Consider the following 26,864-nt stretch of genomic DNA (forward strand, 5'->3'; position numbering starts at 1 on the left):
GTGAGCTGCCGGGTGCCGGGGCGCCGGGCCGGTCCCGCTTCCGTGCCGGTCCCGGGTGCGGTCAGTCGCGGGCCTCCCACTCGGCGGCCACGCGCTCCGCCATGACCGCGATCGCCACCGCGCCCGGGTCCGGCGAGCCGATGCTGCGCTCACCGGTGTAGCTCTGGCGGCCCCGTCTGGCCTGCATGGGTGTCGTCGCGTCGGCCGCCGCACGGGCGGTCGTGGCCGCGAGGGCGGCGAGCTCCGCACCGCCGGGCACGGGGTCGCCGGCGGCCAGCCGCCGTTCCAGGGCGTCGGTCATCGGAACCAGCGCGTCCAGCAGTGTCTTGTCGCCGACGTCGGACTTGCCCCGGACCTTGATCCCCTCGGCGGCGGCCCGCAGCATGGCCACGGCGTCCGCGGCGTTCAGCTCCGGCCGGTCCTTCACGGCACCGGCGGCCCGCAGGAAGGCCGTTCCCCAGAGCGGCCCCGACGAGCCGCCGACCCGCTTGGAGATGACCAGGGCCACCTTCTTCAGGAGGTCGGCGGGCAGTTCCGGGGCGAAGGTGTCCCAGTCGGCGAGCACGATCTCGAAGCCGCGGGCGAGCGAGTATCCGAAGTCCCCGTCTCCCGCGACGGCGTCGAGATCGCTGAAGGCCCTCTCGTTGTCCACGGCGGTCTGCGCGACGACGCGGACGACGAAGCCGAGGTCGCCGGCGGGCGTCGTGGACGAGGGCGTTGACGATGGCGATGACATGGCTCTCCTGACTGCCGCGACGTCAGTGCGGTCGGGGACGGGGGCGGGTACCGGAACCGGGCGGGCCGGGGTCGGGCAGGCCGTCCACGGGCGGACCGGCGGTGCCGGGCCCCGAGCCCGCGGAAGCGGAGGCGGAGGCGGTGAGCAGCCCGGCCAGATCCGCGAGGCTCACCCAGGGCCCCGGCCGGACCCCGAGGGGGTCGCCCAGCACCCGGGTCACGGTCTCCTCCGGCGGCGGGTCACCGAGCGAGGTGACCACCAGGGACGCGCCGTCGAAGTCCTCGTCGCCGGTGTAGGCGCTGGTCGTCACCGCGCAGGCGAGTCCGGCGCCGAGCGCGGCGAGCATCCCGTTGCGGCTGTCCTCGATCACGACGACGTCCGCGGCGGCCACCCCCAGCGACCGCACGGCGACGTCGTAGATGTCCGGGGCGGGCTTCTTCCGCCGTACGACGTCCCCGGCGAACACGCCGAAGCGGGCGGCGAGTTCCGGCCCCACGGCGAGTTCGAGCACGCTGCGTACGGACGCCTCCGCCGAGGTGGAGGCCACCGCGAGGGTCCAGCCCGCCTCGTACGCCGCCCGTGCGAGCCGTCGCACGCCGGGGCGGGGCGGGATGTGGCCGCCCCGGATGACGCCGGTGTAGATCTCGGTCTTGCGCCGGTGCCAGTCCGCGACCCGCTCGTCGAGCGCGGCCGGGTCGGAGGGCAGCCCGTTGGCGGCGACGAACTCGGGGGTCAGCAGCGTCCGCATCCGCTCCTTGCCGCCGCCGACCTTGACCTTCTCCGCGTACTCCTGGTCGCTCCACCGCACGGGCAGGCCGAATTCCTCGAACGTCTGGTTGAAGGCGGGCAGGTGCCCGTCACGTTCGGTGTCGGCGAGGACGCCGTCGCAGTCGAAGATGAGCGCGGCCATGACTAGCCCGCCCGCCCGGCGCTGCCGAAGAGCCTCATCAGTGACCCGGTCATCTCCACGACGTCCTGGCGGACGGCCCGGAACAGCGACGGCGGATCCCACTTCCCGCGCTCGGCCGCCGACTCCAGGAAGGCCAGGTTCGACTTCATGTACGTCTCCTTGAGGGCCGTGGAGATGTTGACCTTCGCGCAGCCCCGGGAGATCAGGTCGTGGAACTGTTCGTCGGACAGCCCGCTGCCCCCATGCAGCGCGATCGGCACCGGGTGGACCGCCACGATGTCCGAGACGCGCTGGGCGTCGAGCACCGGTGCCTGCTTGTACGACCCGTGCGCGTTCCCGATCGCCGGGGCGAAGACGTCGACCTGGGTGGTGCGCAGGAACTCCAGCGCGACCTCCAGGCTCTGCTGTTCGGCGGCGGTGGCGCTGCCCACACCGTCCTCGACACCGGTGATCGACTCGATCTCGCCCTCGACGGCCGCCCCGTGGGCGCGGGCCTCAGCGACGACCTCGACGGTCTGCCGCATGTTCTCCTCGACGGGCAGTTTCGACGCGTCGAAGAGGACCGAGTTCCAGCCGCGCCGGAGGCACTCGGTGATGACCTCGCGTTCCGGGCAGTGATCCAGGTGCAGGGCGACGGGGACCTCGATGCCCGCGGTCATCGAGGTCCACATGGCGTAGAGGACGTCGCTGCCGATGGACCTGACCGTCTTCACGGAGGTCTGCACGATCAGCGGCGACGCGTTCTCCACGGCTGCCGCCAGCACGGCCTCCAGTGTGAGGTCGTTGAACACGTTGACGGCGGGTACGGCGTAGCGCTCGGCGAACGGCTCGGCAAGGATCTCGGTCAGCGGTGTCACAGCCACGACGCCTCCACGTCTCCGCCCCCACTCCCCCATTCCACGCCCGCGCCCCGCACCCCGCCACTTTTAGGCCCTGTCCGGCGGACAGGGCCCGGGGGGCGGGGGCTGCTTCGGGGGTGTCGGCGGGGCGTCCGCGCGGGGGGAGGGCGCAGGGCGCGCCCCCGGCCGTGACGACCGCCGAGGTTCCGGCACGGGGCGTCGCCGGAGTGGCGCGTCGGGGGTGTGCGGAACGGGGCCCACGGATGTGCCCGCTACGCCGCCGCCCCTCCGATCCGGGCGGAGAAGGCGGCCGGTACGAGCACCAGGGCGGCGACGACGGTGGTGGCCACCGCGACGGGGATCAGGGTCATGACGGCCGCCGTCACCGCGCGGCCCCACCGCCGCGTCGTCCCGGCGCGTCGGACCGCGTCCTCGTAGTCGCGGCCGTCGCGCCGGGCGCGATCACTCATGCCGCCCCCGGAGCGGCCCTACCGACCCGTCGAACCGGCCGGCTTCCCGGGCACCGCCGCCTCCGGCGCGCCCTCCCGCCCGAGCTGGGCGCGCACCGTGGCGGTGATGGTGTCCGTCAGGCGCTCGCGGTGTTCGGTCAGGTAGAAGTGATCCCCCGGATAGGTGTGCGTACCGAGGAACGTGGCCGTCAGGCGGGGCCAGTTGTCGAGTTGCGGACGGGGCACGACCGGGTCGTGGGAGCCGGTGAAGACCGTCAGCGGGACCGGCGGGGGTGTGGCCGGTGAGGCGTGGTCCCAGGTGTCCGCCAGGGACAGGTCCGCGCGCAGGACGGGCGCGAACGCGGCCCACAGCCCGTCGTCCGCCAGCAGGCGGTCCGGGACGCCGCCGGTCGTACGGAGCCAGTCGCGCAGTTCGGTGTCGGTCGCCAGGCGGCTGCCGAGGGGTGGTTCCGGCGCGGCGGGCTGGGGGGCGCGGAAGGACGACACGCCCAGCCAGAGCGGCAGGCGGCGCCCGGTGTCCGCGAGGTGGTGCGTGAGCCCGTACGCGACGCGCGCGCCCACGCTGTGGCCGAAGAACGCGAACGGCCGGTCCATCAGCGGTGCGAGGGCCTCGCCGAAGTACGCGACGAGGCCGGCGCCGTCGGCGATGAGCGGCAGGGCCTGCGCGTTGCCCCGGCCGGGCGCGTCGAGCAGGCAGATGTCCCAGTCGTCCGGGAAGAGACGTGTCCAGCCCCGGTAGAGCAGATGGGAGCCGCCCGCGTGGTGGAGGAGGAACAGGCGCACCGCGGGGTCGTCGACGGGGCGGCGCCGGGTGACCGGGCCGGGCGGGGCGAGCGGCCTCATGTCAGATCACCAGCCCGCCGTCGACACCGAGGACTTGGCCGGTGAGGTACGAGGCGCGCGCGGACAGGAGGAACGAGACCAGGTCGGCCACCTCGTCCGCCGTGCCGAACCGGGCGAGCGGGATCCGCCCGAGGTGCTTCTTCCTGGCCCGGTCGGAGATGCCGGCGGTCATGTCCGTCTCGATGAAGCCCGGCGCCACGGTGTTCGCCCGGATGCCGAATCCGCCGTACTCCTTCGCCATGGCACGGGTGAAGCCGATGATCCCGGCCTTGGCGGCCGAGTAGTTGGTCTGCCCGACGCTTCCGTGGACGCCCGCGACCGAGGAGAGGGTCACCAGGGAGCCCGCCCGGCGCCTGGCCATCCGCTCGATCACGGGGCGGCAGATGTGGTAAGTGCCGTCCAGGTTGGTGGTCAGTACGTCGTGCCACTGGGCGTCCTCCATGGTCGCCAGCGGCTTGTCGCGGGTGATGCCCGCGGCGGTCACCACGGCGTCGACGGGGCCGAGTTCGTCCTCCGTCGCGGTGACGAAGGCCCGGCACTCGTCGGCGTCGCCGACGTCGGCCCGGCGGGCGAGCACCCGGGCGCCGTGTTCGGCCGCCCGCTCCTCGGTCTCCTTGGCCGCCTCGGCGCGGGCGGCGTAGCAGAAGGCGACGTCGTACCCGTCGCGGGCGAGCCGGGTGACCACGGCCCGGCCGATTCCGCGCGACCCGCCGCTGACCAGCGCGACCGGCCTGGCGGTCATGCCGCCGGTCCGTCGGCCAGCAGGGATTCGACCAGGCCGCGCAGTTCGGTGAGATTCTCCAGGGAGCCCATGGCCGTGTCCTCGACGGAGATGCTGTAGCGCTGTTCGAGCCGGGAGGCTATTTCCAGCACCATCAGGGAGTCCATTTCGAGGTCTTCGGCGAAATGGTCGCTGTCGCCGACCTCTTCGGGTTCCATTTCCAGGGACTGGGCGACGATCTCGCGCAGTTCCTCGACATTCACGGTCGATTCCATCGCGGCTGGTCCTTTCATTCGGTGTCCGCACCGGTCAACAGAAGCGCCGCCGCGGCGTCGTCGGTGTCGGCGCCTCCGCCGAGGGCGAGCACCGCTTTCGTTCCGTGTGTGCGTGTGTGTACGGCTCCGACGGCGGCCTGGAGAACTCCCAGGGCGCCGGAGCACGGCCCCAGGCGCGTGGTGAGATCCATACCCGTGAGATCCGCGCCCGGCTCCGGGGACGGCACGCGGGCGGGCGGCGCCGGGCCGTCCGTGAGCCGGAGCCCGACGGGGGCGGGGGCCAGGGATTCGGCGGCCTCGACGGTGGAGGCGAGGGTGGCGCCGCGTACGTACGCCCACAGTCGGGCGTATCCGGCCGGCCTCCTTACGGAGGACGCCGCCGCCGGTTCGAGCACCACGGCGCACGCCACGTCGGTCGTCGGTACGCCGAGCAGTTTGTCGGCGTGTTCGCCGGCCGGTTCGACACCCACGACGACCGCCCGGCGGCACCGGCCCGCGACGATCAGGTTGCGCGCCCAGTGCACGGCGTCCAGTCCGCCGGTGGCGCCGTTGCAGACGGTGAGGTTGGGGCCGCGCAGCCCGTGCCGGATGGCGACCCAGCCGGCGACGACGTTGCTCGACGTCTGCGGCAGTCCGAGCGGGCTCAGTCCGGTGACGGTCTCGCGGGCGATGGTGTCGGTGAAGTCGCAGACCGTCCGCAGCGAGCCCAGGTTGGAGCTGACCACCACGGCGGTGTCGCTCCCCGGGCCGTCGGCCGTGTCCCGCAGCCGCCCCTTCCCGTCCAGCAGTCCGGCGTCGTCCAGGGCCTGTTCGGCGGCGTGGAGGGCGAGGCGGGAGGCGCGGTCCTTGTTGCGCATCTCCCGGCCCTTGAGTTCCGTCGCCGGATCGAAGCCGTCCGGGGGCGGCCGGGAGGTGAGGAGGTCTCCGACGGAGCGCAGGCCCGGAAAGGCCAGTCCGACGCCGGTGATCACGGTGTGCTCCGCCGCGCGGCGGGTGCCGTCCGCCGGGCGCGTGCCCGCGTACAGCTGCGTGTACGGGTCCGTCATGCCGCCGCCCCGATCAGCGCCACCGCGTTGATGCCGCCCAGACCGAAGGCGTTGATCTGCGCCGTCGTGACGGCGGCCGTGGCGGCCTCTCCCCGGACCAGTCCGAGGCCGGCCGCCTGCCCGATGGGGTCGGTGAGTCCGAGGACCGGTGGCACGGTGCCGTGCCGGATGGCGAGGACGGCCATGACCAGGCTGAGGAGCCCGGACCCGCCCAGGGTGTGCCCCGTCATGGACTTGATGGCCGTCATCAGCGGGGCGCCGCGCGTGTCCGCGAACAGCTCGGCCAGGACGGCGGCTTCCGTCTCGTCGTTGCGGGGCGTGCCGCTGCCGTGCAGCATCACCAGGTCGATGTCCTCCGTACGGAGGCCGGCCCGCCGATGGGCGTCGAGGACGGCCGCGCGGACGCCGTCGGCGTCGGGCGCGGTGGCGTGGTGGGCGTCGCAGTTCATGCCGACGCTCCTGAGCCGGGCGAGCGGGCGCCCGTCGTGCGTACCGGGGCGCCGCAGGACGACCGCGACCGCGCCCTCGCCCATCAGCATGCCTTTGTGGGAGGTGTCGAACGGGCGCAGTTCCTGGGGGGACTCGTTCTGCACCCGGTCGAGCATGCCGAACGCGCTCTCGGTGAGGGCGTCCGTGCCCGCCACGACGACGGTGTCGGTCTGGCCGGACTCGATCATGTCGGCGGCCAGGCCCAGCGCGTACAGGGAGGCGGAACAGGCGTTGGCGAAGGTGTAGCTGGTGACGGCGCCGAACTCGTCCCGCAGGGCGCCGCCGAAGTGGAGGTCGGCGGGGCGCAGCGCGGTGCCCTCGGTCCACCACAGTTCGGCGCTGCGCTGCTCGCGGAGTGTCGTGCCGACGAGTACGGGCGTACGGGAGAGGTCGTCGGACAGGCCGGCGTCGGCGAGTGCCTGGTGCACGGCGAGGAGCAGCCATCGTGTGGCGCGCAGGGGCTCGTCGCGGCCCGGGGGGCGGTCGTCGATCTCGTACGCGTGCCTGGTGCGGTACCGGGCGCGGTCGAAGACCTTCAGCGGGGCGCGGGTCTCCCGGCCGGCGCAGAGCGCGTCGAATATGTGCTCCGGTGTGCGGCCGATGTTGGCGAGGGCGCCGATCCCGGTGATGTCCCAGGTCATGGCTGGGTCACCCGCTTTCGGAGCTGGAAGGAGGCCAGCTTTCCGGTGGAGGTGACGGGCAGCCGGTCGAGGAACTCGACGCGTGCCGGGCGCTTGAAGGGGGGCAGTCCGGCGCGGATGGCGGCGGTGATGGCGCGGCGGACCTGCTCGGGGTCGGCGCCGGTGTCGGCGACGGCGTAGAGCACGGCCTGTTCCAGTCCGTGGGTGTCGGCCCGGCCGACGACCACGCACTCGCGGACGCCGTCGACGGCGCGTGCCACGGTCTCGATCTCGGCGGGCGGGATCTTGTAGCCGCCGAGGTTGAGCAGGTCGTCGGCGCGGCACAGGTGGACCACGGTGCCGTCGTCGTTCCGGATCGCGATGTCGCCGGTGTAGACGCCGCCGTCGGCGAAGGTCGCCGCCGCCGCGTCGGGCCTGCCGATGTAGCCGAGCGCGACCGTGGGTCCGTCGATGTGGAGCCGTCCCTCGGTGCCGTCGGCCACCGGGAGGCCGTCGGCGTCCCGGACGGTGGCCCGCACGCCGGGCACGGGCAGGCCGATGGTTCCGGGCATGGGCCGTCCGGCGGGGGTGGCCACGACGATGTGCAGCACCTCGGTCGCGCCGAGCCCGTTGATCAGGTCGGCCGAGAAGGTCTCGCGGACGCGCTCGCCGAGCCGGGCGGGGAGGTGCTCGCCGGCGGCGACGCACAGCCGTACCGATGCCGTGCGCGTGCCCCATTCGGCCGTGTGCGCGGTCCCGTCGGCGTCCACGGCCCCGTCGGCGGGCGGGGCGGCGGCGTCGGTCATCGCGGCGTACAGGCGCGGTACCGACCAGAGCACCGTCGGCCGGTAGCGGTCCAGCGCGGCCGTCACGGTGTGCAGGTCGACGCTGCCTCGGATGAGGACGGCGCGCGCACCGGCGGCGAGCGGGAAGAGCACCGTCGCGCCGAAGCCGTACCCGAAGGACATCCGGGCCGTGGAGAGCACCGTGTCGTCGTCGCGGAGCGCGAGCAGCGAGCCGAATCCGGCCAGGGCCGCCACGATCGCTCCCGCGCTGTGCCGGACGCCCTTGGGGAGGCCGGTACTTCCGGAGGTGTACTGGATCAGCGCCTCGTGGTCCGAGGCCCGCACGACGGCGTCGGCGGGGGCGGGGATGCCGGCGGGGGCGGTACCGGCGTCCGTACCGCCGGCGGCGCGGACGTCCTGTCCGGAGATGCGCCGGCGGTCCGCGAAGAGGGCCTCCAGGGCCTTCTGGCGCCGGGGCGCCGCGTCCAGGTGGATCACGCCCGCGCGGCAGTCGTCGGCGATGTAGGCGAGTTCCTCGTCGTTGAGGAGGGGGCTGACGACGGCGGGGACGCAGCCGTGCCACCACATGCCGAGGACGGCGGCGACGGTGGTCACGGAGTCGTCGGCGACGATCAGACCGCGACTGCCGGCGGGGGTGTCCGTCGCGGCGAGCGTGGCCGCGTACCGCAGGACGGCGTCGTGCAGTCCTTGGTAGGAGACATCGCCGACATCGGGGTCGGTGTACGCGATCCGGTCGCCGCGCCCCTGCGCGAGGTGGGTGCCCACGAGCCGCTCGACGAGGCCGACCGGGGCCGTGGCCGTCGGCGGGGGCGTGCTCAGCTTGTCCATCAGGACGGTGGCGGAGTCCTCGACGCAGCGCATGGCCGCGGCGTCGGCGGCACTCAGCTTCACCTGGAATTCTCTCTCGACGCGGACGACGACTTCCGTCTTCTCCAGGGAATCGAGTCCGAGGTCCTCGAAAAAGAGGGCGTCGTCCTCAATGTTTTCCTCACCCGTTTCCATCACTTCCGCCACGAGCGTCCGCAGTCTCCGCAGAGGGGTTTCGATATTCGTTGTGTCAGACACCGGATGACACTCCTTCAGGTACGCGATTGTCCGAGGGCTGCGAGACATCGTTGAAGTCATCGATGGAGCACGGACACGGATTTCAAAGCGGCGCGCTGAACGGACGGCGGTTTAATCAAGCCACTTCCGGACCAGGACGATCATTACCCTTCGGCGCGAATTTGACAAACGTCGAAAACCGGCCGCGCCCACCTTGTTTGCTTTCTGGCAGATGACGCGTGCCAACGTCGATCTACACGTGTACACGGCTGTCCGTTCGGGCGCGAAAAACGGAAATACCGCGCGTAAGACGACGGGTCGCCGTTGGCGAGAAACGCTTTACGGAAATCGGATTCGCGCCAGGCACCGACATCACTCCCGATGTCCTGAAACCACCTGACGGCGAGCCGGGGCAACACCGGTCACGCCCGGTCGCTTCCCCGGGGCCCGGAGGCAGGGGTCGGAGGCGAGGGCCGACGACCATGCCAACTGTCATTTAGGTTAGGCTAAGCTAATTAATGATCACCGGCGGGAGAGACGGGGACCATGACCGGACGGGTCACGGAGCTGCGGGGCGGCACGGTCGTCGTCAAGTTCGGCGGCAACGCGATGGTGGACGCGAGTCTCCAACGGGCCTTCGCCCAGGACGTCGTGGAGTTGTGGCACGCGGGTCTGCGGCCGGTCGTCGTCCACGGCGGCGGACCGCAGATCAGCGCGATGCTCGACCGCCTCGGCCTGGAGACCCGCTTCGAGGCCGGGCTGCGGGTGACGACGCCGGAGACCATGGAAGTGGTCCGGATGGTGCTGTCCGGCCGGGTGCAGCGGGAGTTGGTCGGCCACATCAACGCCCACGGGCCGTTCGCCGTGGGGATGACGGGCGAGGACGCGCACACGATGACGGCCGTCCGGCGGCCCGCCTATGTGGACAGCAGACCCGTGGACATCGGCCTCGTGGGCGACATCGTGGCCGTGAACGCGGACATGGTCCGCGCACTCCTGACGCAGGGTCATATCCCCGTGGTCTCCCCCGTGGCACGCGGGGAGGACGGACAGGTCTACAACGTCAACGCGGACCTCGCGGCGTCGGCCCTGGCCGTGGCGCTCGGCGCGTCGCGCCTGGTGATGCTGACCGACGTGGAGGGGCTGTACGCGGACTGGCCGCACAGCACGGAGGTGATCGAGCGCCTGACGGCCGGGGCCCTGGAGGCGCTGCTGCCGGGCCTGACGAGCGGGATGCTGCCCAAGATGGAGGGCTGTCTGCGGGCCGTGCGGGGCGGTGTACGGCGGGCGCTCGTCCTGGACGGCCGGGTGCCGCACGCGGTGCTGCGGGGAGTCCTGGACGAGACCGGCCCCGGCACCACCGTGGTCCCGGACGGCCACTGACCACGACCGCCGGCGGCCCCGCGCGACCACCGGCGGGGACGGCGCCGCGCCGTCCCGAGGGGGCGGCGCCTGGCGCGAACTCGCCTGCGCCCGAACGGACTTCACCGGCCCGGAGCGCGCCGGTCGGCCGTGTACGTGTTCCCGCTCACAGGGCCCGTCGCAGGACACGCGCGCCGCGCCCGGGGTCCAGGGACGCCGCCCAGGCCGGGGGCGCGAGTCGGGCGGTCGTGGGCGTGAAGCCGTACCGGAGGAACAGCCCGCCCCCGCCGGTCGTCGCCGTGAACAGGGCGGCGAGCGACTGGCGCCGGGCGGCGGCCAGCGCGGCGCGCAGCAGCGCGGCCCCCACCCCGTGTCCCTGCCGGTGCCCGGCCACGCAGAAGTTGTAGAGCACGCCGACGGGCCCGCGCCCCTCGCCCGGCCCGGCCGCGGCGTGCACGCGCAGGCCCACACAGCCCTCCGGTGCGCCTCCCGGCGCCCGCGCCACCAGGAAGTCGGCCGCGTGGGCCGCGTACAGCGACAGGGGCCGCTCGCGCAGCGCACCCGAGCGCACGAAGGGCCCGGACAGGGCGGCGAGTTCGGCGGCGTCCTCCGGGCGGGCGGGGCGCACGGGGGACACCGGCGCGAGGAGCGCATGCGACGACAGGGGGGCGGGGCGCGGCGTGGCCGTGATCAAGGCTGTCCTTCCTCGGTTCCACGGGCGGAGCACGGCCGGTCGCCGTGCCGCTCCGACAAACGAGATTAGGCTAGCCTTACCTAACTTCCAAGTCCAGCGAGACGCGATCCTGTTGGGCTGCCTGTTACACGCCGGTGTCCCGGCCGTCCACATACGTCGTCACCACCTCGATGCCCCCGATGCGCGAGACGTCGACGCTCCGGGGGTCGTCGCCGAGCACGACCATATCGGCGTACTTGCCCGGTGTGAGGCTCCCCAGTCTGTCGTCCCAGCGGCAGGCGAAGGCCCCGGCCACCGTGTAGGCGCGCAGGGCCTGTTCGACCGTGACGCCCTCGTCCGGGCCGATCACCCGGCCGGAGGCGGATGCCCGCTCCACCATGAACTGGACGGCCCGCAACGGGGATCCGTCCGCGACGGGACGGTCGGAGCTGCCCACCAGGGGGATGCCGTGGTCCAGGAACGACCGGCCCCGGTAGAGCCACGGGGCCCGCCCGGGGCCCATGATCTCCGCGTAGTCGTCGCCGAAGTACCGCAGGAAGTTGGGCTGTACGACGGCGCTGACGCCGAGCCGCGCCAGTCGCGGCAGCTGGTCGGGGCGGATCAGGCCCGCGTGTTCGATCCGGTGCCGGGCACCGGGGCGCGGCCGGCGGCGCTGGGCCTGTTCCAGGGCGTCCAGGGCGACATCGGCCGCGCGGTCGCCGATCGCGTGAACAGCCAGCTGCCACCCGGCGAGATGCCCGTCCACGATCGTGTCCGTGAGCACGTCCGGATCGTCCTGCAACTGGCCCGTGTGCTCCAGCCCTTCGTACGGCGCGCTCAGCGCGGCGGTCCGCGCCATCATGCCGCCGTCCGTCCAGACCTTCAGCGCGCCCACGGAGAGCCGGTCGTCACCGAAGCCGGTACGCAGCCCCAGCTCGAGCGCCCGGGGGACGCGGTCGTCCGGGTGCGCGCCGACCGGACGCAGCCGCTCCGCCGCCACCATGAGCTGCACGCGCACCGGCAACAGGCCCTCGTCGCGAGCGAGTTGGTACGCGCCCAGTTCGACCGGGCTGTGTCCGAAGAGGACGCTGCCGATGCCCGCCTCCGCGCAGGCGGTGATGCCCTCCGCCAGACAGCCCCGGGCGGCGCGGCCGATCGCCTCGGCCAACTCCCGCTGGGCGTACGGCGGACGGAGCGCGCGGGCGGGGGCCATGGCGCCCTCGGCGAGGAAGCCGTTCTCGTGCGGGACACCGGCCGGAAGCCGGGCGAGGACGGCGGAGTTGACGACGCAGCCGTGCCCGGAGTCGTGCAGCAGGAACACCTTGCGCCCGTGGCTGACGGTGTCCAGTTCGGCGGCGGTCAGATGACGCCCCAGCGCCCGCTGGTCGTAACCGGCGACGCTCACCCAGTCGCCCGGCGAGCCCGTCCCGGCCGTGACCCGCGACACGACGTCGAGCACGTCGTCGATCCGGGTGCGGCCCGCGATGCTCGGGGTGGCCGCCTTCAGCCCGGTCCAGGCGAGATGCACATGCGCGTCGATGAATCCCGGCAGCACGGTGGCGCCCTGAAGGTCGATCACCTCGCGCGCCGGCAGTCCGGTGATCTCCTCGTCCAGGCCCGCGATCCGGCCCCGCCAGATGCCCAGGTCGTGGGCGACGGGACGGTCCGGGTCCATCGTCAGGAAGCGCGCGTTGGTCAGTCGGGTGCAGAGCATCGGCGGCGCCCCTTCCGAAGTCGCCCGGGATCAGCCGTCGTTGGACACGGCGAGGGACCGGGGTCGCAGGTCGGTCCAGTGGGTCTCGACATACTCCAGGCACGCCTCGCGGGTGTTCTCGGCGAAGGCGACGGTCCAGCCGCCGGGCACCTCGGCGAAGGACGGCCACAGGGAGTGCTGCCCCTCGTCGTTCACCAGGACGAGGAAGCGGCCTTCGGGGTCGTCGAAGGGGTTGGTGCTCATGGGCGGATGCCTCCCGGGGTCCGGTGTGCGGTGTCGTGTGCGGTGTGCGTCGGTCCGATGGAAGGAGAGATCACATTAGGTTAGGCTCCCCTTATCAGCGGCGAGCCTAACCCTTCGCCCGCCCTCTCACAAGGAGACGTCGATGCCCCTCGCGGCCGGCCGGGACCACGCGTTCGCCGAATACGGGCTGCCCGGTGAGCCCGGCACCGACACCTTCTGGGCGGCGGCGCGCACCCCGCTGTCGGTACCCGGCGGCGACGGCGGCTGGCGGACCCTGTTCCTGTGGCGCGGATCACCGGCGACGGTCGAGTTCGAGGGCTGGTCGCAGCCGGTCGCGCTGCGCCGCCGGGCCGGGACGGACTGCTGGTACGCCGAGGTGCCCATGCCCGCGCGGCTGCGGGTGACATATCAACTCCGTTCGGAAGAGGGCGCGTTCGCCGACCCGTACAACCCGGTGGGGGCGGGCGGCGACCGGTCGCTCGCCGCGGTCCCGGACGCGCCCGCCCAGCCGCACTGGCCCGCCCTCGGCCCCGACGAGGTGCTGCCCCTCCCCCGCGCGCGGGTGCGCTGGAGCAGCGACCGGCTCGGCGGGCGGCGTACCGTACGCCTCCATCCGGCGGGCGGCGGCGGGCCGTTGGTCCTGCTGCTCGACGGGGACGACTGGCTCTATCTGCATCCGGCCGTGACCGCGTTCGACTCGGCCGTCGCGGCCGGGGAGTTGCCGCCGGTCACCCTGGCCTTCGTACCGTCCAAGGACCGGGAGGCGGAGTTCGGGTGCCGGCCCGATCTCTGGGAGGCGATACGCGACGAACTGCTGCCCCTGGTGGCGGAGAGCGGCGTGCCCGCCGACCCGGACCGGCTGGTGGTCGCCGGGCAGAGCCTCGGCGGGCTGAGCGCGCTGTACGCGGCGCTGGAGTTCCCGGAGCTGGTCTCCCGCGTGGCCTGTCAGTCGCCGTCGTTCTGGTGGGCGCCCGGGGCCACCGGCCTCCCGGACCCGCTGGGCGGTCCGCCCGGCGGGACGATCGCCGCGCGGCTGCGCGAGCGGCGTCCCGAACTGTCCGCTCTGCGCTGCGCGTTCGACCTGGGGGAACACGAGACGCGGATGCTGCCCCACGTCGAGCCGGTCGAGGCCCTGGTGGCGGAGGCCGGGGCGGCCGTACGGGTGTCGCGGTCGCCGGCGGGCCACGACCGGGTGGGCTGGCGGCACGCCCTGCTCAGGGACGTGGCCTGGGCGCTCGGCTGAGCCGCCCGGCCACCGTCCCCCGGAACCGCGCCCCTCGACCCCCGCGCGGCGCAAGGCGGTTCACCGGGTCACCGGGTCACCGGGTCACCGCCACGCGGTACTCCTCGTCGGTCGCGAGCAGATTGCGGTGCGTGTCCTCGGCGGTGACCACGCCCTCGTCCAGCACGAGTACCCGGTCGGCGGCGTCCAGCAGGGCCGGGCTGCTGGTCATCACGACGGTGGTACGGCCCCGGCGCAGCGCCGCGACGTTGCGCGCGATGAGCTGTTCGGTGACCGCGTCGACGGCGGTGGTCGGGTCCCGCAGCACCAGGACGTCGCTGTCGGTGGCCAACGCGCGGGCCAGTGACAGCCGTTGCCGCTGCCCTCCGGAGAGGTTGGCTCCCCTGTCGCGGACGGCGTAGTCGAGTCCGTCGCGATGCAGGGCGACCACGTCGGTCAGCATCGACGCCTCCACCGCCTCGGGCACCAGACCGCTGGTGCCCGAGGGGTCGATGTTCGTCCGGAGTGTGCCGGCGAAGATCTCCGCGTCGTACGGGTTGACCAGCAGATGTTCGCGGACCGCCTCGATGGACAGCTCCGCGATCGCCCGCCCGCCGACCCGTACCTCCCCTTCGTACGTCTCCGGCGGGACGCCGACGGCCAGGATCGACGCCAGCTCGGCCGCCGCGCGCGGCTGGTAGGCGGTGATCGCCACGAACTCGCCCGCGGACACGGTGAACTTGACCCGGTTGAGGGTGCCGTACCGGACGCAGTCGACCTCCAGGTCCCCGCCCGCCGCGGGGCGTTCGGGTCCCGGGGTCGTCACGGGGGGCGCGGTCAGCACCAGTGCCATCCGGTCGGCCGAGGCGCGCGCCATCATCACGTACTTCGGCATCTCGGAGAACAGCTTCAGCGGCTCGATGATGAACTGCGCGAGGCCCACGGCCATCACCAGTTCCCCGACGGTGATCCGGCCGTCGAACGCCAGCCACCCCGCCGTCAGGGTCACGGCGGCGGCGAGGACCGCGTTGAGGGCCAGTGCCGCGCCCGCGTACGCCCCGTTCACCTTCGCGACGGTGATCGCCTGCCGCTTCGCGTCCGAGCTGACCGTCCGGTAGGAGCGGAACGCCGCGTGGTTGCCGCCGAAGCCGTGCAGCGGGCGCAGTCCGGTGATCAGGTCGGCGACCTTCGCGCCGGCGCGCGCCACCCGCGCCTGCTGTTCCCGGGTACTGGCGCCGATCCGTTTGGACAGCACGGCGAGGATCGACAGGATCGCGACGGTTCCCACGATCACCAGCAGGCCGAGCCGGATGTCCGCCAGACCCAGTGCCACGGCCGCGACCAGGACCGCGACCAGTGAACTGATCAGCAGGGGCACGACCTCGATGATGTCGGCGGTCTGGTCGGCGTCCTCGGTGGCGATGGTCAGCACCTCGCCGGACTTCAGGTCGACGTCCCGGGCCACGGGCTGGAGCCCGCAGGCCGCCACCCGTACCCGCCAGCGGTGCGCCTCGGTGGTGTTGGCCTTCTGGAGGACGCGCATGCCGAACCGCCACGACAGCGACACGGTCGTGATGATCACGGCCAGGGCGCCGATGGACAGACCGAGCGCCGTGAGGCTCCGGTCCTGCATGGCGTGTTCGACGATCAGGCCGAGCGCGATGGGGAAGGCGGTCTCTCCGGCCTGGTACAGGCCCATGAGCGCGGTGCCCTTGGCCATGGCGCCGAGGTTGCGGCGCAACGCGGTCCGCAGGATGCCGGAGTCCGCTGGGGGCCGCTGGGGGTCAGGAGTTTTCATCAAGGTGGCGGGCAATCGCTTCCGGGGTTCGCAGGGTGAACAGATCACGGATGGTGATCACAGGACCGTACTCGCGGCGGAGCATGCCGATCAGCCGCACCGCCAGCATGGAGTGCCCGCCGAGTGACTCGAAGTCGCTCACCGCGCTCACCTCGTCGTCGTCCAGGTCCAGGGCCTCGGCGAAGAACTCGCACACCGAGGTCTCGGTCGCGGTCCCGGGGCCGCGTTCGGCCGCCGTGGTCAGCGCGCCCAGCGGCTTGGCCTCGGGCAGTGCCCTGGTGTCGGCCTTGCCGTTGACCGTGAGCGGGATGCCGTCGACCCGGGCGTAGTGCGTGGGGCGCAGGAAGTCCGGCAGTCCGGCGCCGGCCTCGGCGGCGACGGCGGCCAGGTCGGCCCCGTCCAGGACGAGGTAGACCGCCAGCCGGTACGCGCCGTCGACCCCCGGGTCCGGCTGGGCGACGGCGGCGGCGAACCGTACGGCCGGGTGCGCCGCGAACGCGGCCTCCACCTCACCGAGTTCGACCCGGTGCCCCCGGATCTTGACCTGCTGGTCGGTGCGGCCCAGATACGTCAGGTTGCCGTCGGGCCGCCGGGTCACCAGGTCCCCGGTGCGGTACATGCGCTCGCCCGGCGCGCCGAACGGGCAGGCGACGAAGCGGTGCGCGGTCTGGGCGGGCTGTCCGAGATAGCCGCGCGCGATGCCGACGCCCGACACGTACAGCTCACCGGGGACACCGTCGGGCAGGGGCCGCAGCCATGGATCGAGGACGTACACCTCGGTGTTGTCGATGGCGACGCCGACCACCGGGTCCTGGCACTCGAAGGTGCCGACGCCGAGCGTGTTGATGGTGTACTCGGTGGGCCCGTACAGGTTGTAGCCGACCGTCCCCTCGGTCTCCGCGAGCCGCCGCCAGAGCCCGGGGGTCACGGCCTCGCCGCCCAACAGGACGAGCGCGGGCCGTTGTCCGGGATCGTCGAGCAGCCCCTCGGCGACCAGTTGCTGCGCGTAGGTCGGTGTCACGTTGACGACGTCGATGCCGTGCTCCAGGCAGTACGCCACCAACCGGGGCGCGTCACGACGCAGTTCCTCGTCGCAGATGTGCACCTCGTGGCCGTCGGCGAGCCACAGCAGTTCCTCCCACGACATGTCGAAGGCGAACGACACGGTGTGCGCGATCCGGAAGACCCGGTGGCCGTGGTCGGCGAGAACCGGTTCGAAGATCCGCCGCTGATGGTTGATCAGCATGTTGGTGAGGCCGGCGTACTCCGTCACCACACCCTTGGGCCGGCCGGTCGATCCGGAGGTGTAGATCGTGTACGCGGGGTGCCGCAGCCGGTCCGGGTCGTCCGGGTCGAAGGTGGTGTACGGCGCGGTCTGCGGCAACGGCCGGTCCAGCTCGATCAGTTCACCGGTCAGCCGGGGCGAGACGGCGCTCACGGTGAGGATCACCTCGGGGCGGGCGTCGGCGACGATCGTCGCGATCCGCTCGTCCGGGTGGTCCAGTTCCAGCGGCACGTAGGCGGCGCCGGTCCGCAGGACCGCGAACAGCGCGACGATCCAGTCCGGTGAGCGCGGGATCGCGAGGCCCACGGTCGTCTCGGGGCCGATGCCCCGCCCGGCGAGCACGCCCGCCACGGCGCGGCTGCGGTCCCGGAGTTCGCCGAACGTCGTGGTCGCGCCGTCGGCGACCAGGGCGATCCGCCCCGGGTGACGGTCGGCCGCGCGGTCGAACCGGTCGACCACGGTGTCCGTGCCCACGGCGGTACGCGGGGCGGGCTCGGGCTGTTCGCCCAGCCCCGGCAGGGCGCCGACCGGGCCGGTGGCGCGGGCCAGGTCCTCCAGGATCCGCAGATAGCCGTCGAGGAGACGACGGGCCCCGGCGGGGTCGTCGTCGCGGTGCTCCAGCTTGACCGTGAGCCGGTCGCCGGGCGTGACGACCCAGGTGAACGGGTAGTGCGTGGAGTCGTCGGCCCGGACCGACTCGATGCCGTGCCGGGCGTTCATCGCGGCGAAGGCGTCCATGTCCAGGAAGTTCTGGAGCACGAACAGGTTGTCGAACAGGGTGGGGTGGCCGCTGGCCCGCTGGATCTCGCCGAGTCCCAGGTGCTCGTGCTCCATCGCCTCGACGCGGGCCGTCTGGACGGCCGCCAGATAGGCGCCGACCGTGTCGTCGGGCCGGGCGCGGGTCCACATCGGCACGGTGTTGAGGAGGACGCCGACGATGTCGGACAGCCCCTCGCCCTCGCGGCCGGAGACGGTGACGCCGAACACGGCGTCGCCGCGCCCGGTGTGGGCGCCGAGGAGCAGACCGAAGGCTCCGGTGAGCACCGAGTTGAGGGTGACACCGTGGGTCTTGGCCGCATCCCGCAGGAGGTCGGACAGCTCGGCCGAGAGGGTGTGCGTGAGCGGGCGCGGCAAGGTGTCGGGCAGGACCGGTGCCGGTCCGGCGAGCAGGGTGGGGCCGGGGAGCCCGGCCAGGTGCTCCGCCCAGAACCGTTCCGAGGCGCCGGCGTCCTTGGCGGCCAGCGTCCGGGCGTACTCCTCGAAGCCCGGCGTGGCCGGGACCGCGACCGGGTGCCCGCCGGCCAGGACGGTCTCGTACGCGTCGAACAGGTCGCGCAGCAGGATCTCGCGGGACCAGCCGTCCCACAGCAGCAGGTGGTAGCTGAGCAGCAGGCCGTCCCGGTCGCCGGGCAGCCGCACCACGGTGAGCCGGATCAGCGGCGGCTCCCCGGGGTCGAATCCGGTGTCGCGGTCACGGGCGCGCAGCTCCTCGGCCTCCGCGTCCGTCGCCAGGGTGACCGTACGGACGCCGACGCGCCGCCCGGCCTTGAGGAGCTGCACCGGGTTCCCGTCGGTGTCGGTGCCGAAGCCCGCTCCCACGACCGGGTGCCGGGCGATGACGTACGCCATCGCCTCGGTGAGCGCGTCGGTGTCCAGGCGCCGGTCGAAGGTGAACCAGCTCTGCGCGACGTAGTGTCCGGCCGTGCCCGCCATCTGGGCCTGGAAGTACAGGCCCCGCTGGAGCGGGGTGACGGGCGCGGTGCGCTCGGCCGTGGCGGAGGCGTCGGCGATCCGCTCCAGGGCGTCGCGCCAGTGCCCGGTGATGTCGTCGGGGACGCCGTCGGCGAGGGTGAAGGCCGCGTGCAGGCTTCCGGTGGTGTCGTCGGTCCACGCGTTGACCTCGACGGCGTACGGGCTCGGCCGGTCGCCGCCGGTGATCCTGAGGGCGCGGGACTCGCCGCCCCGGCCGAGGTAGTTGAACAGCACCTGCGGGTGGGCGGTGAGCAGCGGGGCCGTCTGCGGGTTGAGGTGGCGGAGCCGGCCGTACGCGACGTGCCCGTGCTCGTCGGGCTGGCGTTCGGCGACCTCGCGTGCGGCGGCGAGGGGGTCGGTGTGCGGGGTGAGCCGGACGGGTGCGACGGAGGTGAACCAGCCGACCGTACGGGTGTAGTCGTGGTGGTCGAGGGCGGGGACCCGGCCGTGGCGTTCCAGTTCGATCGCGAGGTCGGTGGGTTCGGGCTGGATGTGGGTGAGGGCGGTGCGCAGGGCGCCGCAGAGCAGTTCGGTGAGGCCCACGCCGAGGGCGGCGGGGGCGGTGCGGGTCACCCGGTCGCTCGCCTCGGGCGGCAGGACGACGGTCCGCTCGCGCGGTGTGCCGGGCGCGGGCAGCGGGGCGGGGGCGTCGAGTGCGGTGATCCACGCGCCGAGTCCGTCGGCCGTGTGGGTGGACCGTGCCGCGAGGGCGTCCGCGTACTCGGCGTAGGAGGTGGTGGGCGGCGGCAGGGCCGCGCCGCCGAGGGCGGTGGTCAGGTCGTCCAGGAGGATCAGCCAGGACACCGCGTCGACGGCGAGGTGGTGCGCGGTGACCACGAGGGTGCGGCTCGCCTCCAGCCAGGCGAACGCGACGACGTCCCCGGCCTCGGGGTCGAGCCGCCCGGCGGCCTCGTTCGCCGCGGTGGTGGCGTCGGTGTCCTCGCTCGCCCCGATACGGGTGACGGCGACCGGGCGGGCGGGTTCGGTTCGCAGGGTCCACACCCCGTGGTCGACGTCCAGCCGCAGCCGCAGGACGGGGTGTGCGGCCACGACGGCGTTCGCGGCGCGCTCGGCGTCGGCGAAGCCGCTGCCCTCGGGGGCGAGGAGCGTCCGGGCCTGGGCGAACCGGGCGAGTGAGCCGCCGAGTCGGCGCTGGCGCAGGATGATCGGCGTCGGTGCGAACGGGCCGTCCGCGCGGTGGGCCGGGGCGGGCGCCCGCGTGCGCGGTGCCCGGCTCGCCAGGTTCCCGGCGAGCGCGCGCGGCGTCCGGAACAGGAAGACGTCGCGGGGGGCGATCGGCAGACCGAGCGCCCTGGCCCGGTTGATCACGGTGATGGCGACGATGCTGTCACCGCCCGCCATGAAGAAGTCGGTGTCGCCGTCCACGTCCTCGCCGGGCAGCGTCTCGGCGAAGATGCCGGTCAGCGCGGCGAGCGCGGACCCGTCGGCGGCCACCGGGGTCCCGTGCGGGGCGGTGGGTCCGTCGGGGGCCCGCGCGGCGCGTGCGGCGAGGGCCTTGCGGTCCAGCTTGCCGTTGACCGTCAGCGGCAGTGCGTCGGCGGTCAGCACCCGGCCCGGCACCATGTGCGCGGGCAGGGTGGCGGACAGCAGGCCGGTGAGATCGGCGGGCACCGAGCCCACGACATGGGCCACGAGGTGGTCGCCGGTGTCCGCGACGGTCACCGCCACGTCCACCACGCCGTCCAACTGCCTGACGGCGGACTCCACTTCGCCGAGTTCGATCCGGAAGCCCTTGAGCTGGACCTGGTCGTCGGCGCGGCCGGCGAACTCCAGCTCGCCGTCGAGGGTCCGGCGGGCGAGGTCGCCCGTGTGGTACATGCGGGAGCCGTCGTCCGTGAACGGGTTCGCCACGAAGCGCCCGGCGGTCAGTCCGGTCCTGCCCAGGTAGCCGAGCGACAGCTGGTCGCCCGCGACGTAGATGGCGCCGACCCGGCCGGGCGGTACGGGCCGCAGCCGGTCGTCCAGGAGATGGGTGACCAGGCCGGGTATCGGTCCGCCGATCGGGCTGACGTCGTCGCCGGGGCCGAAGTCGTCGTCGGTGAGCACCCGGTGGGTGACATGGACGGTGGTCTCGGTGATGCCGTACATGTTGACCAGTTCGGGCGAGGCTGTGCCGTGCCGCTCGACCCAGCCGCGCAGCCGGGCCGGGTCCAGGGCCTCGCCGCCGAAGATGACGCGGCGCAGGGCCGGGAGGGGTTCGCCGGCGTGCCGGTCGGCCTCGATGAACTGGTGGAACGCGGACGGGGTCTGGTTGAGGACGGTCACCCCGCGCTCGCGGACGAGCCGGTGGAAGTCGACGGGCGAGCGTGTCAGCCCGTACTCCGGGACCAGCAGCTCACCGCCGTGCGCCAGCGCGCCCCACAGCTCCCAGACCGCGAAGTCGAAGGAGAACGAGTGGAATTGGACCCATACGTCGTCGGGGCCGAAGTCCATGTCGGGGCGGGTGTGGGCGAGCAGCGCCACGACGGCGCTGTGCGGGACGACGACGCCCTTGGGCCGGCCGGTGGATCCGGAGGTGTAGATCACGTACGCGGCGTCGTGCGGGGCTGCGTCGGGTCCCGCCGTGGTGGTGGTGTCGGGCGGCAGGTCGTCGCCCTGGACGAGGACACGGGCGGGTACGCCCGCACGGGCGAGGAGGCGGGTGAAGCGCTCCCGCTGCTCCCGGTCCACGAGCACGACCTGGGGGGCGGAGTCGGCGAGGATGTACTCCAGCCGGTCGTCGGGATAGGCGAGGTCGAGCGGTACGTAGGCGCCCCCGGCGGTGACGGCCGCGACAAGGGCGACGACCTGTTCGGCGGAGCGCGGCACGGCGACGGCGACGCGGGTGCCGGGCCGGACCCCGGCCGCGCGCAGCGTGGCGGCCAACTCGTCCTTCGCCGAGAACAGTTGACGGTAGGTCAGCGAGTGCGACGTGCCGTCGAGTGCGCAGTGGGTGACGGCGGCGGCGGTGGGGTCGCGGTCGGCGGCGGCGTCGAAGAGCGCGCCGAGGGTGGCCGGGGTGCCGGGCTCGGGCCGCCGGTCGGCCCCGGCCGTGAGCTCCGCGACCGGGCCGTCCGGGCGGGTGAGCAGGCCCGCGAGGGCCCGGGTGAACGTACGCAGGATGTCCCGGGCGCTCGACTCGCGCAGCAGTTCGCCGTCGTAGATCAGGTTGAAGCGCGGGCGGCCGTCGGCCGTGCGCTCCACGACCAGTGTCAACGGGTAGTGCGGAGCGCCCTCGTTGACGACCTCGGTGACGGCCAGTGTGTCGCCGGTCCCGCGCAGCGCGCCGAGATCGGTGGCGACGTCGAACACCACCAGGGTGTCGAACAGGGTGCCGACGCCGGCCTGTCGGCCGATCCGTGCCAGCGAGACGTGCTGGTGCGGCAGGACGGCGCTCTGGTGTGCGCGTACGGCGCCGAGCAGCTCGCGCGCCGTGGTGGGAGCGGCCGTGCCGGTGGCGGTGGCGGTGGCGGTGGCGGTGGCGGTGGCCCAACGGGCGCGTACCGGAATGGTGTTGATGAACAGGCCCACCATGTCCCCGATGCCGGGCACGTCGGCGTCGCGGCCGGAGACCGTGGAGCCGAAGACCACGTCCTCGCTGTGCAGGAGGCCGCCGAGGGTCAGTGCCCAGGCGCTGTGCACGGCGACGCTGAGCGGGACCCCGGCGGTGCGGACGGCGGTGTCGAGCGCGAGACCGCCGTCCTCGTTCCCGGTCTCGTCCGCCGGGTCGAGGGCGGTGTCGGCGAACCGGTCGGAGGGAGTGTGTCCCTCGGCCACCAGTGAGGGGCCCGGCAGCCCGGCGAGTTCGTCCCGCCAGACCCGGTCGCTCTCGTCGGCGTCCCGGGCGGCGAGCCAGTGCAGATAGTCGGCGAAGCCGCCGCGCGGGTGGACGGTGCCGGGCGCGTGGTACTCGGCGAGCAGTGCGCGGAGCATCGGCGGCACCGACCAGCCGTCGGCGATGATGTGGTGCACGGTCTGGACGAGGACGTTCCGTACGGCGCCGTCCCGGACCAGGGTGAACCGCATCAACGGGCCGGTGGCCAGGTCGAATCCGGCGCGCCGGTCGCGTTCGGCGAGGTCGCGGAGTTCGTCGTCGCCGAGGCCGGGACGGTCCAGGGTGGTGAAGGGGGCCGGGGTGCCGCTCTCCAGCACGGCGACCACCCGGCCGTCGGCCAGGGCGGTGAACCGCGCGGCCAGGTTCGGGAACAGCGCGAGCAGCCGGGTGGCCGCCGCCGCGAGCCGGTCGGCGTCCACCTCGCCCTCCAGCGTGAGCAGTTGCTGTTCGACGTAGCTGCCCGCCGAGTCGTCGTCGAAGACGGAGTGGAAGTACAGGCCCTCCTGCAACGGGGTCAGCGGCAGGATGTCCCGCAGCGCCGGGCCGTCCAGCGCGTCGACGTCGGCCTGGGTGAGGGGCACCAGCGGGAAGTCGCTCGGCGAGTGGCCGCCCCGCTCCAGCGCGGCGAGTCCGGCGAGGGTCTCCCGGAAGTAGCCGCCGAGGGTCGCGATGTCCTCGTCGGTGAACACGCCGTCGGGCCAGGAGAGGGTGGTGACCAGTTCGTACGCGCCGCTCGGGGCGGGCTCGGCGATGGCGTTGAACTCCAGGGCGCGCGGCAGCCGCATCCTCGGGTCCCGCTTCTCGCCCAACTGCCCCGTGGTCCGCGCGAGTTGCCAGTCGCCGGAGGCTCCGGCGTCGAACCGGCCGAGGTAGTTGAAGAGCACCTGGGGTGCGGGCGCGTCGAAGTCGGTGTGCGCGAGATGGCGCAGCGCGCCGTACGAGACGCCGTTGTCGGGCACCCGCGCGAGGTCTTCCTTGACCGCCTTGAGCGCGGCGGCCAGATAGGCGGGCGCGGTGAGGTCGGGCGCCGTGCCGGGGTCCACGCTCACCGGGAACAGGGTGGTGAACCAGCCGACGGTGCGCGACAGTTCGGGTTCGAAGCCCGCGGAGTCCGCGACGAAGCCCGGTTCGCGGCCGTGGCCCTCCAGTTCGATGTGGGCGTGACTCTGGTCCTGGCCGAGCGCGCGGCGCCACCGGGTGAGGGTGACGGCGAGCGCGGTCAGCAGGACGTCGTTGACACCCGCGTGGAATCTGGCCGGGAGCTCGCCCAGCAGTGCCGCGGTGATGTCGGGGCCGACCGTGACGGTCTCGGTCCTCTCCCGTGCCACGGTGTCGGTGCCGGACAGCGCGCGCCTGCCCAACAGGCCGTCATTTCCGGGCAGTTGACGCCGGTAGTAGGCGCTGTCGGCGTCGAACGCGGCGCGTTCCAGGAGCTGGGTCCAGCGCCGGAACGAGGTGCCGGTGGGGGGCGGTTCGACGGGGTCGCCGGAGGTGAACTGCCGCCAGGCGGTGGCCAGGTCGTCCATCAGGATGCGCCAGGACACGCCGTCGATCACCACATGGTGGGCGACCAGGACCAGGTGGCGTGCCTCGCGGCGCCAGACCGCGCGCAGCATGACCCCGTGGTCGGGGTCGAGGGCGTCGGTGGCCAGCGCGACGCAGGCGTCGAGCGGAAGGTCGCTCTCCTGCCAGTCGGCGCCGGACCGGCCCGCTCCCGGCGCCGTCCCGGTGTCCGTCTCCGGGATGTCGAAGCTCCAGCGGTCGCCGCGTACCAGCCTGGCGCGCAGCATGGGGTGCCGTCCGAGGACGGCGGTGAGGATCGTGTCGAGCGCGTCGGCGGTGAGGTCGGCCGGGGTGTTGAGCACCACGGACTGGACGAAGCCGTCGACGGCGTCGGTGGTCTCGCCGAGCCACTGCACGATGGGCGAGCCCACGACACGGCCCGCCGGGACGTCGCGGTGGTCGACGGTGGTGACGTCCTCACGGCTCGCCACGGCCGCGAGCGCCCCCACGACGCTGTGGGTGAAGATCTGGCGGGTCGTGACATGGAGTCCCGCGGCGCGCAGGGCGCTGAGCAGCGAGATAGCGAGGATGCTGTCGCCGCCGAGCTGGAGGAAGTCCTGGTTGACGCCGACCTCGTCGAGGCGCAGCACCGCCGCGACGACCTCGCACACCACCCGTTCGTTCTCGGTGCCGGGCGGGACGAGGGGGCCGGTGCCGACGGCGGGCTCGGGCAGGGCGGCCCGGTCGAGCTTGCCGTTGGCGGTGAGGGGGAACTCCGTCATCACGACGGTGTGGGCGGGCACCATGTACTCGACCATGTGGTCGGTGGCCCAGTTCCTGACGTCGTCGGCGCGCAGGTCCTCGTGCCCGGCGGCGGGGATGACGTAGCCGACGAGATAGGTGCCGCCGGCCGCGTTCTTCTTCGCGACGACGCAGGTGTGCCGTACGCCGGGGTGTTCGGCGAGACCGGCCTCGACGTCCTCGATCTCCAGCCGCATGCCGCGGATCTTGATCTGGTTGTCGGCGCGGCCGAGGAAGTCCAGTGATCCGTCGGGGGCGAACCGGGCGAGGTCGCCGGTGCGGTAGAGCCGGGAGCCGTCGGTGGCGAACGGGTTGGCGACGAACCGGGAGGCGGTGAGGCCGGGCGCGTTGACGTAGCCGCGCCCGAGCAGGAAGCCGCCCGCGTACAGCTCGCCGCCGACGCCGACCGGGACGGGGCGCAGTTCGTCGTCCAGCACGTAGAGCTGGGTGTTGGGGTTGGCCTTGCCGATCGAGGTGGACAGGCGTTCCGCCTCGCCCCGGTAGATGACGTGCGAGACGCCGATGGTCGTCTCGGCGGGGCCGTAGCCGTGGTAGAGCGGGATGTCGAGCTGGGTGCGGAAGCGCTCGTACAGCTCGGGGGTCAGCACCTCGCCGCCGCACCACACGTGGCGCAGGCTGGAGAGGCGTCCGGAGCCGTCGGCCATCTCCAGCAGGACGTCCAGCATGGAGGAGACCAGGTACGTGAAGGTGACGCGCTGTTCGGCGATGACGCCGAGCAGGTGGTGCGGGTCGCGTTCGCCGCCGGGGCGCAGGACGATCAGCCGGCCGCCGGTGACCAGGGGCAGGAATATCTCGTTGATGGAGATGTCGAAGGAGAGCGGTGCCTTGAAGAGGGAGGCGTCGTCGTGGCCGAAGCCGAGGATCTCCCGGGACTGCCAGAGCAGGCGTTCGCTGATGGCCTCGTGGCGGATCATCGCGCCCTTGGGGCGGCCGGTGGAGCCGGAGGTGAAGATCACGTACGCCAGGGCGGTGCCGGGCGTGGAGACACCGGTGCCGTCGGCCGGGTAGGAGCCGTACGCCCAGGCGTCGATGTCGACGGGTTCGGCGTCCGGTTCGCCGGGCGCGGTCTCGGCGGTGGCGCCGAGTTGCAGGACGACGCGGGCGTCCTCGACGACGACGGCGCGGCGCGCGGCGGGCCAGTGCGGGTCGAGCGGTACGAACGCGCCTCCGGCCTGGAGTACGGCGAGCAGTCCGACGACCATCTCGGCGGAGCGGCCGAGAGAGATGCCGACGACCTGTTCGGGGAGAAGTCCGCGTTCGATCAGACGGTGTGCCAACTGACCGGCGAGTGCGGCAGTCTGACGGTAGGTCAGCGTGCGGTGCTCGTCCACGACGGCGACGGCGTCGGGCCGGTTGCGGACCTGTTCGTGGAACATCTCCACGAGGGTGGGGCGGACCCGGTCGGCCTCGGTGGCGTTCCACTCGGTGAGGGCGGCGAGCCGGGCCGCCGCGCCCGTGGGGGCGATGGTGCCGAGCGGCCGGTCGGGGAAGTCGGCGAGGTCGTCCAGCGCGAGCTGGGCACCGGCCGGCTCGACATCGCCGGGAACGGTGATTCGCCAGCCGTCCGCGCCGTCCGCCCCGTGCGGGTGGACCTCCCAACCGCCGCTCCCGGCACCGCCGTTGTCGATCCAGCCGAGGACGTCGGCGAAGAGCGTGCCGGGTGCCAGGTCGATGCCCTCCGGGCTCCGCCCCGTCGACCAGTACGAGAGACCGACGGCACAGGCTTCGGCGATGGTCCGGTCGGAGTAGTCACCGACCCGCCGCCGTACATCGGCCACACGAGTGGGAGAAAGCAGTACGCGACGAGCGCTCGGTTCCATCATCGAAGACTCAGCATCCCTTCCAGGCATGAAAGT

17 protein-coding genes are annotated in these 26,864 nt (G+C 73.2%); 2 read left to right on the forward strand and 15 right to left on the reverse strand.

Going from position 1 to position 26,864, the window contains the following annotated elements:
• Window positions 1-61: 61 nt before the first annotated feature.
• The 10 genes from dhaL to OG875_RS00870 all read right to left on the reverse strand — a co-directional run bounded on the left by dhaL (window position 62) and on the right by OG875_RS00870 (window position 8,820).
• Window positions 62-736, reverse strand: coding sequence for a dihydroxyacetone kinase subunit DhaL (dhaL, locus tag OG875_RS00825; RefSeq protein WP_330172252.1), 675 nt, complete (start codon window positions 734-736; stop codon window positions 62-64).
• A 22-nt stretch (window positions 737-758) separates the two neighbouring features.
• Window positions 759-1,646, reverse strand: coding sequence for an HAD-IA family hydrolase (locus tag OG875_RS00830; RefSeq protein ID WP_330172253.1), 888 nt, complete (start codon window positions 1,644-1,646; stop codon window positions 759-761).
• Window positions 1,647-1,648: 2 nt separating this feature from the next.
• Window positions 1,649-2,509 (reverse strand): class II fructose-bisphosphate aldolase, encoded by an 861-nt coding sequence (locus OG875_RS00835; protein WP_330172254.1) that lies wholly within the window; start codon window positions 2,507-2,509, stop codon window positions 1,649-1,651.
• Between the two features lie 248 nt (window positions 2,510-2,757).
• On the reverse strand, window positions 2,758-2,955 hold the full coding sequence (locus tag OG875_RS00840; protein WP_330172255.1) for a hypothetical protein: 198 nt from the start codon (window positions 2,953-2,955) through the stop codon (window positions 2,758-2,760).
• 18 nt (window positions 2,956-2,973) lie between these two features.
• A complete protein-coding gene (locus tag OG875_RS00845) occupies window positions 2,974-3,798 on the reverse strand; it encodes a thioesterase II family protein (protein WP_330172256.1) in 825 nt (274 codons plus the stop codon).
• Between the two features lies 1 nt (window position 3,799).
• Window positions 3,800-4,540, reverse strand: a complete 741-nt coding sequence (gene fabG, locus OG875_RS00850; RefSeq protein ID WP_330172257.1) for a 3-oxoacyl-ACP reductase FabG — start codon at window positions 4,538-4,540, stop codon at window positions 3,800-3,802.
• Complete coding sequence (locus OG875_RS00855) at window positions 4,537-4,794, reverse strand: acyl carrier protein (protein WP_330172258.1); 258 nt, start codon at window positions 4,792-4,794, stop codon at window positions 4,537-4,539. Before OG875_RS00855 ends, fabG begins: the two co-directional genes overlap by 4 nt.
• A gap of 14 nt (window positions 4,795-4,808) precedes the next feature.
• The gene (locus OG875_RS00860; RefSeq protein WP_330172259.1) at window positions 4,809-5,840 is read right to left on the reverse strand and encodes a beta-ketoacyl synthase N-terminal-like domain-containing protein; all 1,032 of its coding nucleotides are present in this window, start codon (window positions 5,838-5,840) and stop codon (window positions 4,809-4,811) included.
• A complete protein-coding gene (locus OG875_RS00865) occupies window positions 5,837-6,970 on the reverse strand; it encodes a beta-ketoacyl synthase N-terminal-like domain-containing protein (protein WP_330172260.1) in 1,134 nt (377 codons plus the stop codon). Before OG875_RS00865 ends, OG875_RS00860 begins: the two co-directional genes overlap by 4 nt.
• Window positions 6,967-8,820, reverse strand: coding sequence for an AMP-binding protein (locus OG875_RS00870; RefSeq protein ID WP_330172261.1), 1,854 nt, complete (start codon window positions 8,818-8,820; stop codon window positions 6,967-6,969). Before OG875_RS00870 ends, OG875_RS00865 begins: the two co-directional genes overlap by 4 nt.
• A gap of 525 nt (window positions 8,821-9,345) precedes the next feature.
• Between OG875_RS00870 and argB the strand changes: the two genes are divergently transcribed.
• Window positions 9,346-10,182: an acetylglutamate kinase gene (argB, locus tag OG875_RS00875; protein ID WP_330172262.1), complete on the forward strand. Its 837-nt coding sequence runs from the start codon at window positions 9,346-9,348 to the stop codon at window positions 10,180-10,182.
• A gap of 145 nt (window positions 10,183-10,327) precedes the next feature.
• On the opposite strand, the gene OG875_RS00880 is transcribed toward argB, so the two are convergent.
• From OG875_RS00880 to OG875_RS00890, 3 genes are all read right to left on the reverse strand, one after another.
• Window positions 10,328-10,855: a GNAT family N-acetyltransferase gene (locus tag OG875_RS00880; protein ID WP_330172263.1), complete on the reverse strand. Its 528-nt coding sequence runs from the start codon at window positions 10,853-10,855 to the stop codon at window positions 10,328-10,330.
• A gap of 124 nt (window positions 10,856-10,979) precedes the next feature.
• Window positions 10,980-12,548 (reverse strand): amidohydrolase, encoded by a 1,569-nt coding sequence (locus tag OG875_RS00885; RefSeq protein ID WP_330172264.1) that lies wholly within the window; start codon window positions 12,546-12,548, stop codon window positions 10,980-10,982.
• 30 nt (window positions 12,549-12,578) lie between these two features.
• Window positions 12,579-12,791, reverse strand: coding sequence for an MbtH family protein (locus OG875_RS00890; protein ID WP_330172265.1), 213 nt, complete (start codon window positions 12,789-12,791; stop codon window positions 12,579-12,581).
• A gap of 142 nt (window positions 12,792-12,933) precedes the next feature.
• On the opposite strand from OG875_RS00890, the gene OG875_RS00895 reads away from it, so the two are divergent.
• Window positions 12,934-14,034: an alpha/beta hydrolase-fold protein gene (locus OG875_RS00895; RefSeq protein WP_330172266.1), complete on the forward strand. Its 1,101-nt coding sequence runs from the start codon at window positions 12,934-12,936 to the stop codon at window positions 14,032-14,034.
• Window positions 14,035-14,110: 76 nt separating this feature from the next.
• Here the strand turns inward: OG875_RS00895 and OG875_RS00900 are convergent, their stop codons facing one another.
• Both OG875_RS00900 and OG875_RS00905 read right to left on the reverse strand, forming a co-directional pair.
• The gene (locus OG875_RS00900; protein WP_330172267.1) at window positions 14,111-15,811 is read right to left on the reverse strand and encodes an ABC transporter ATP-binding protein; all 1,701 of its coding nucleotides are present in this window, start codon (window positions 15,809-15,811) and stop codon (window positions 14,111-14,113) included.
• Window positions 15,798-26,831, reverse strand: coding sequence for a non-ribosomal peptide synthetase (locus OG875_RS00905; protein WP_330172268.1), 11,034 nt, complete (start codon window positions 26,829-26,831; stop codon window positions 15,798-15,800). The genes OG875_RS00900 and OG875_RS00905 overlap by 14 nt, the downstream gene beginning before the upstream one ends.
• Window positions 26,832-26,864 lie beyond the last annotated feature (33 nt).

The sequence above is a fragment of the Streptomyces sp. NBC_01498 genome, assembly GCF_036327775.1.
In the GTDB taxonomy this organism is placed as follows: domain Bacteria; phylum Actinomycetota; class Actinomycetes; order Streptomycetales; family Streptomycetaceae; genus Streptomyces.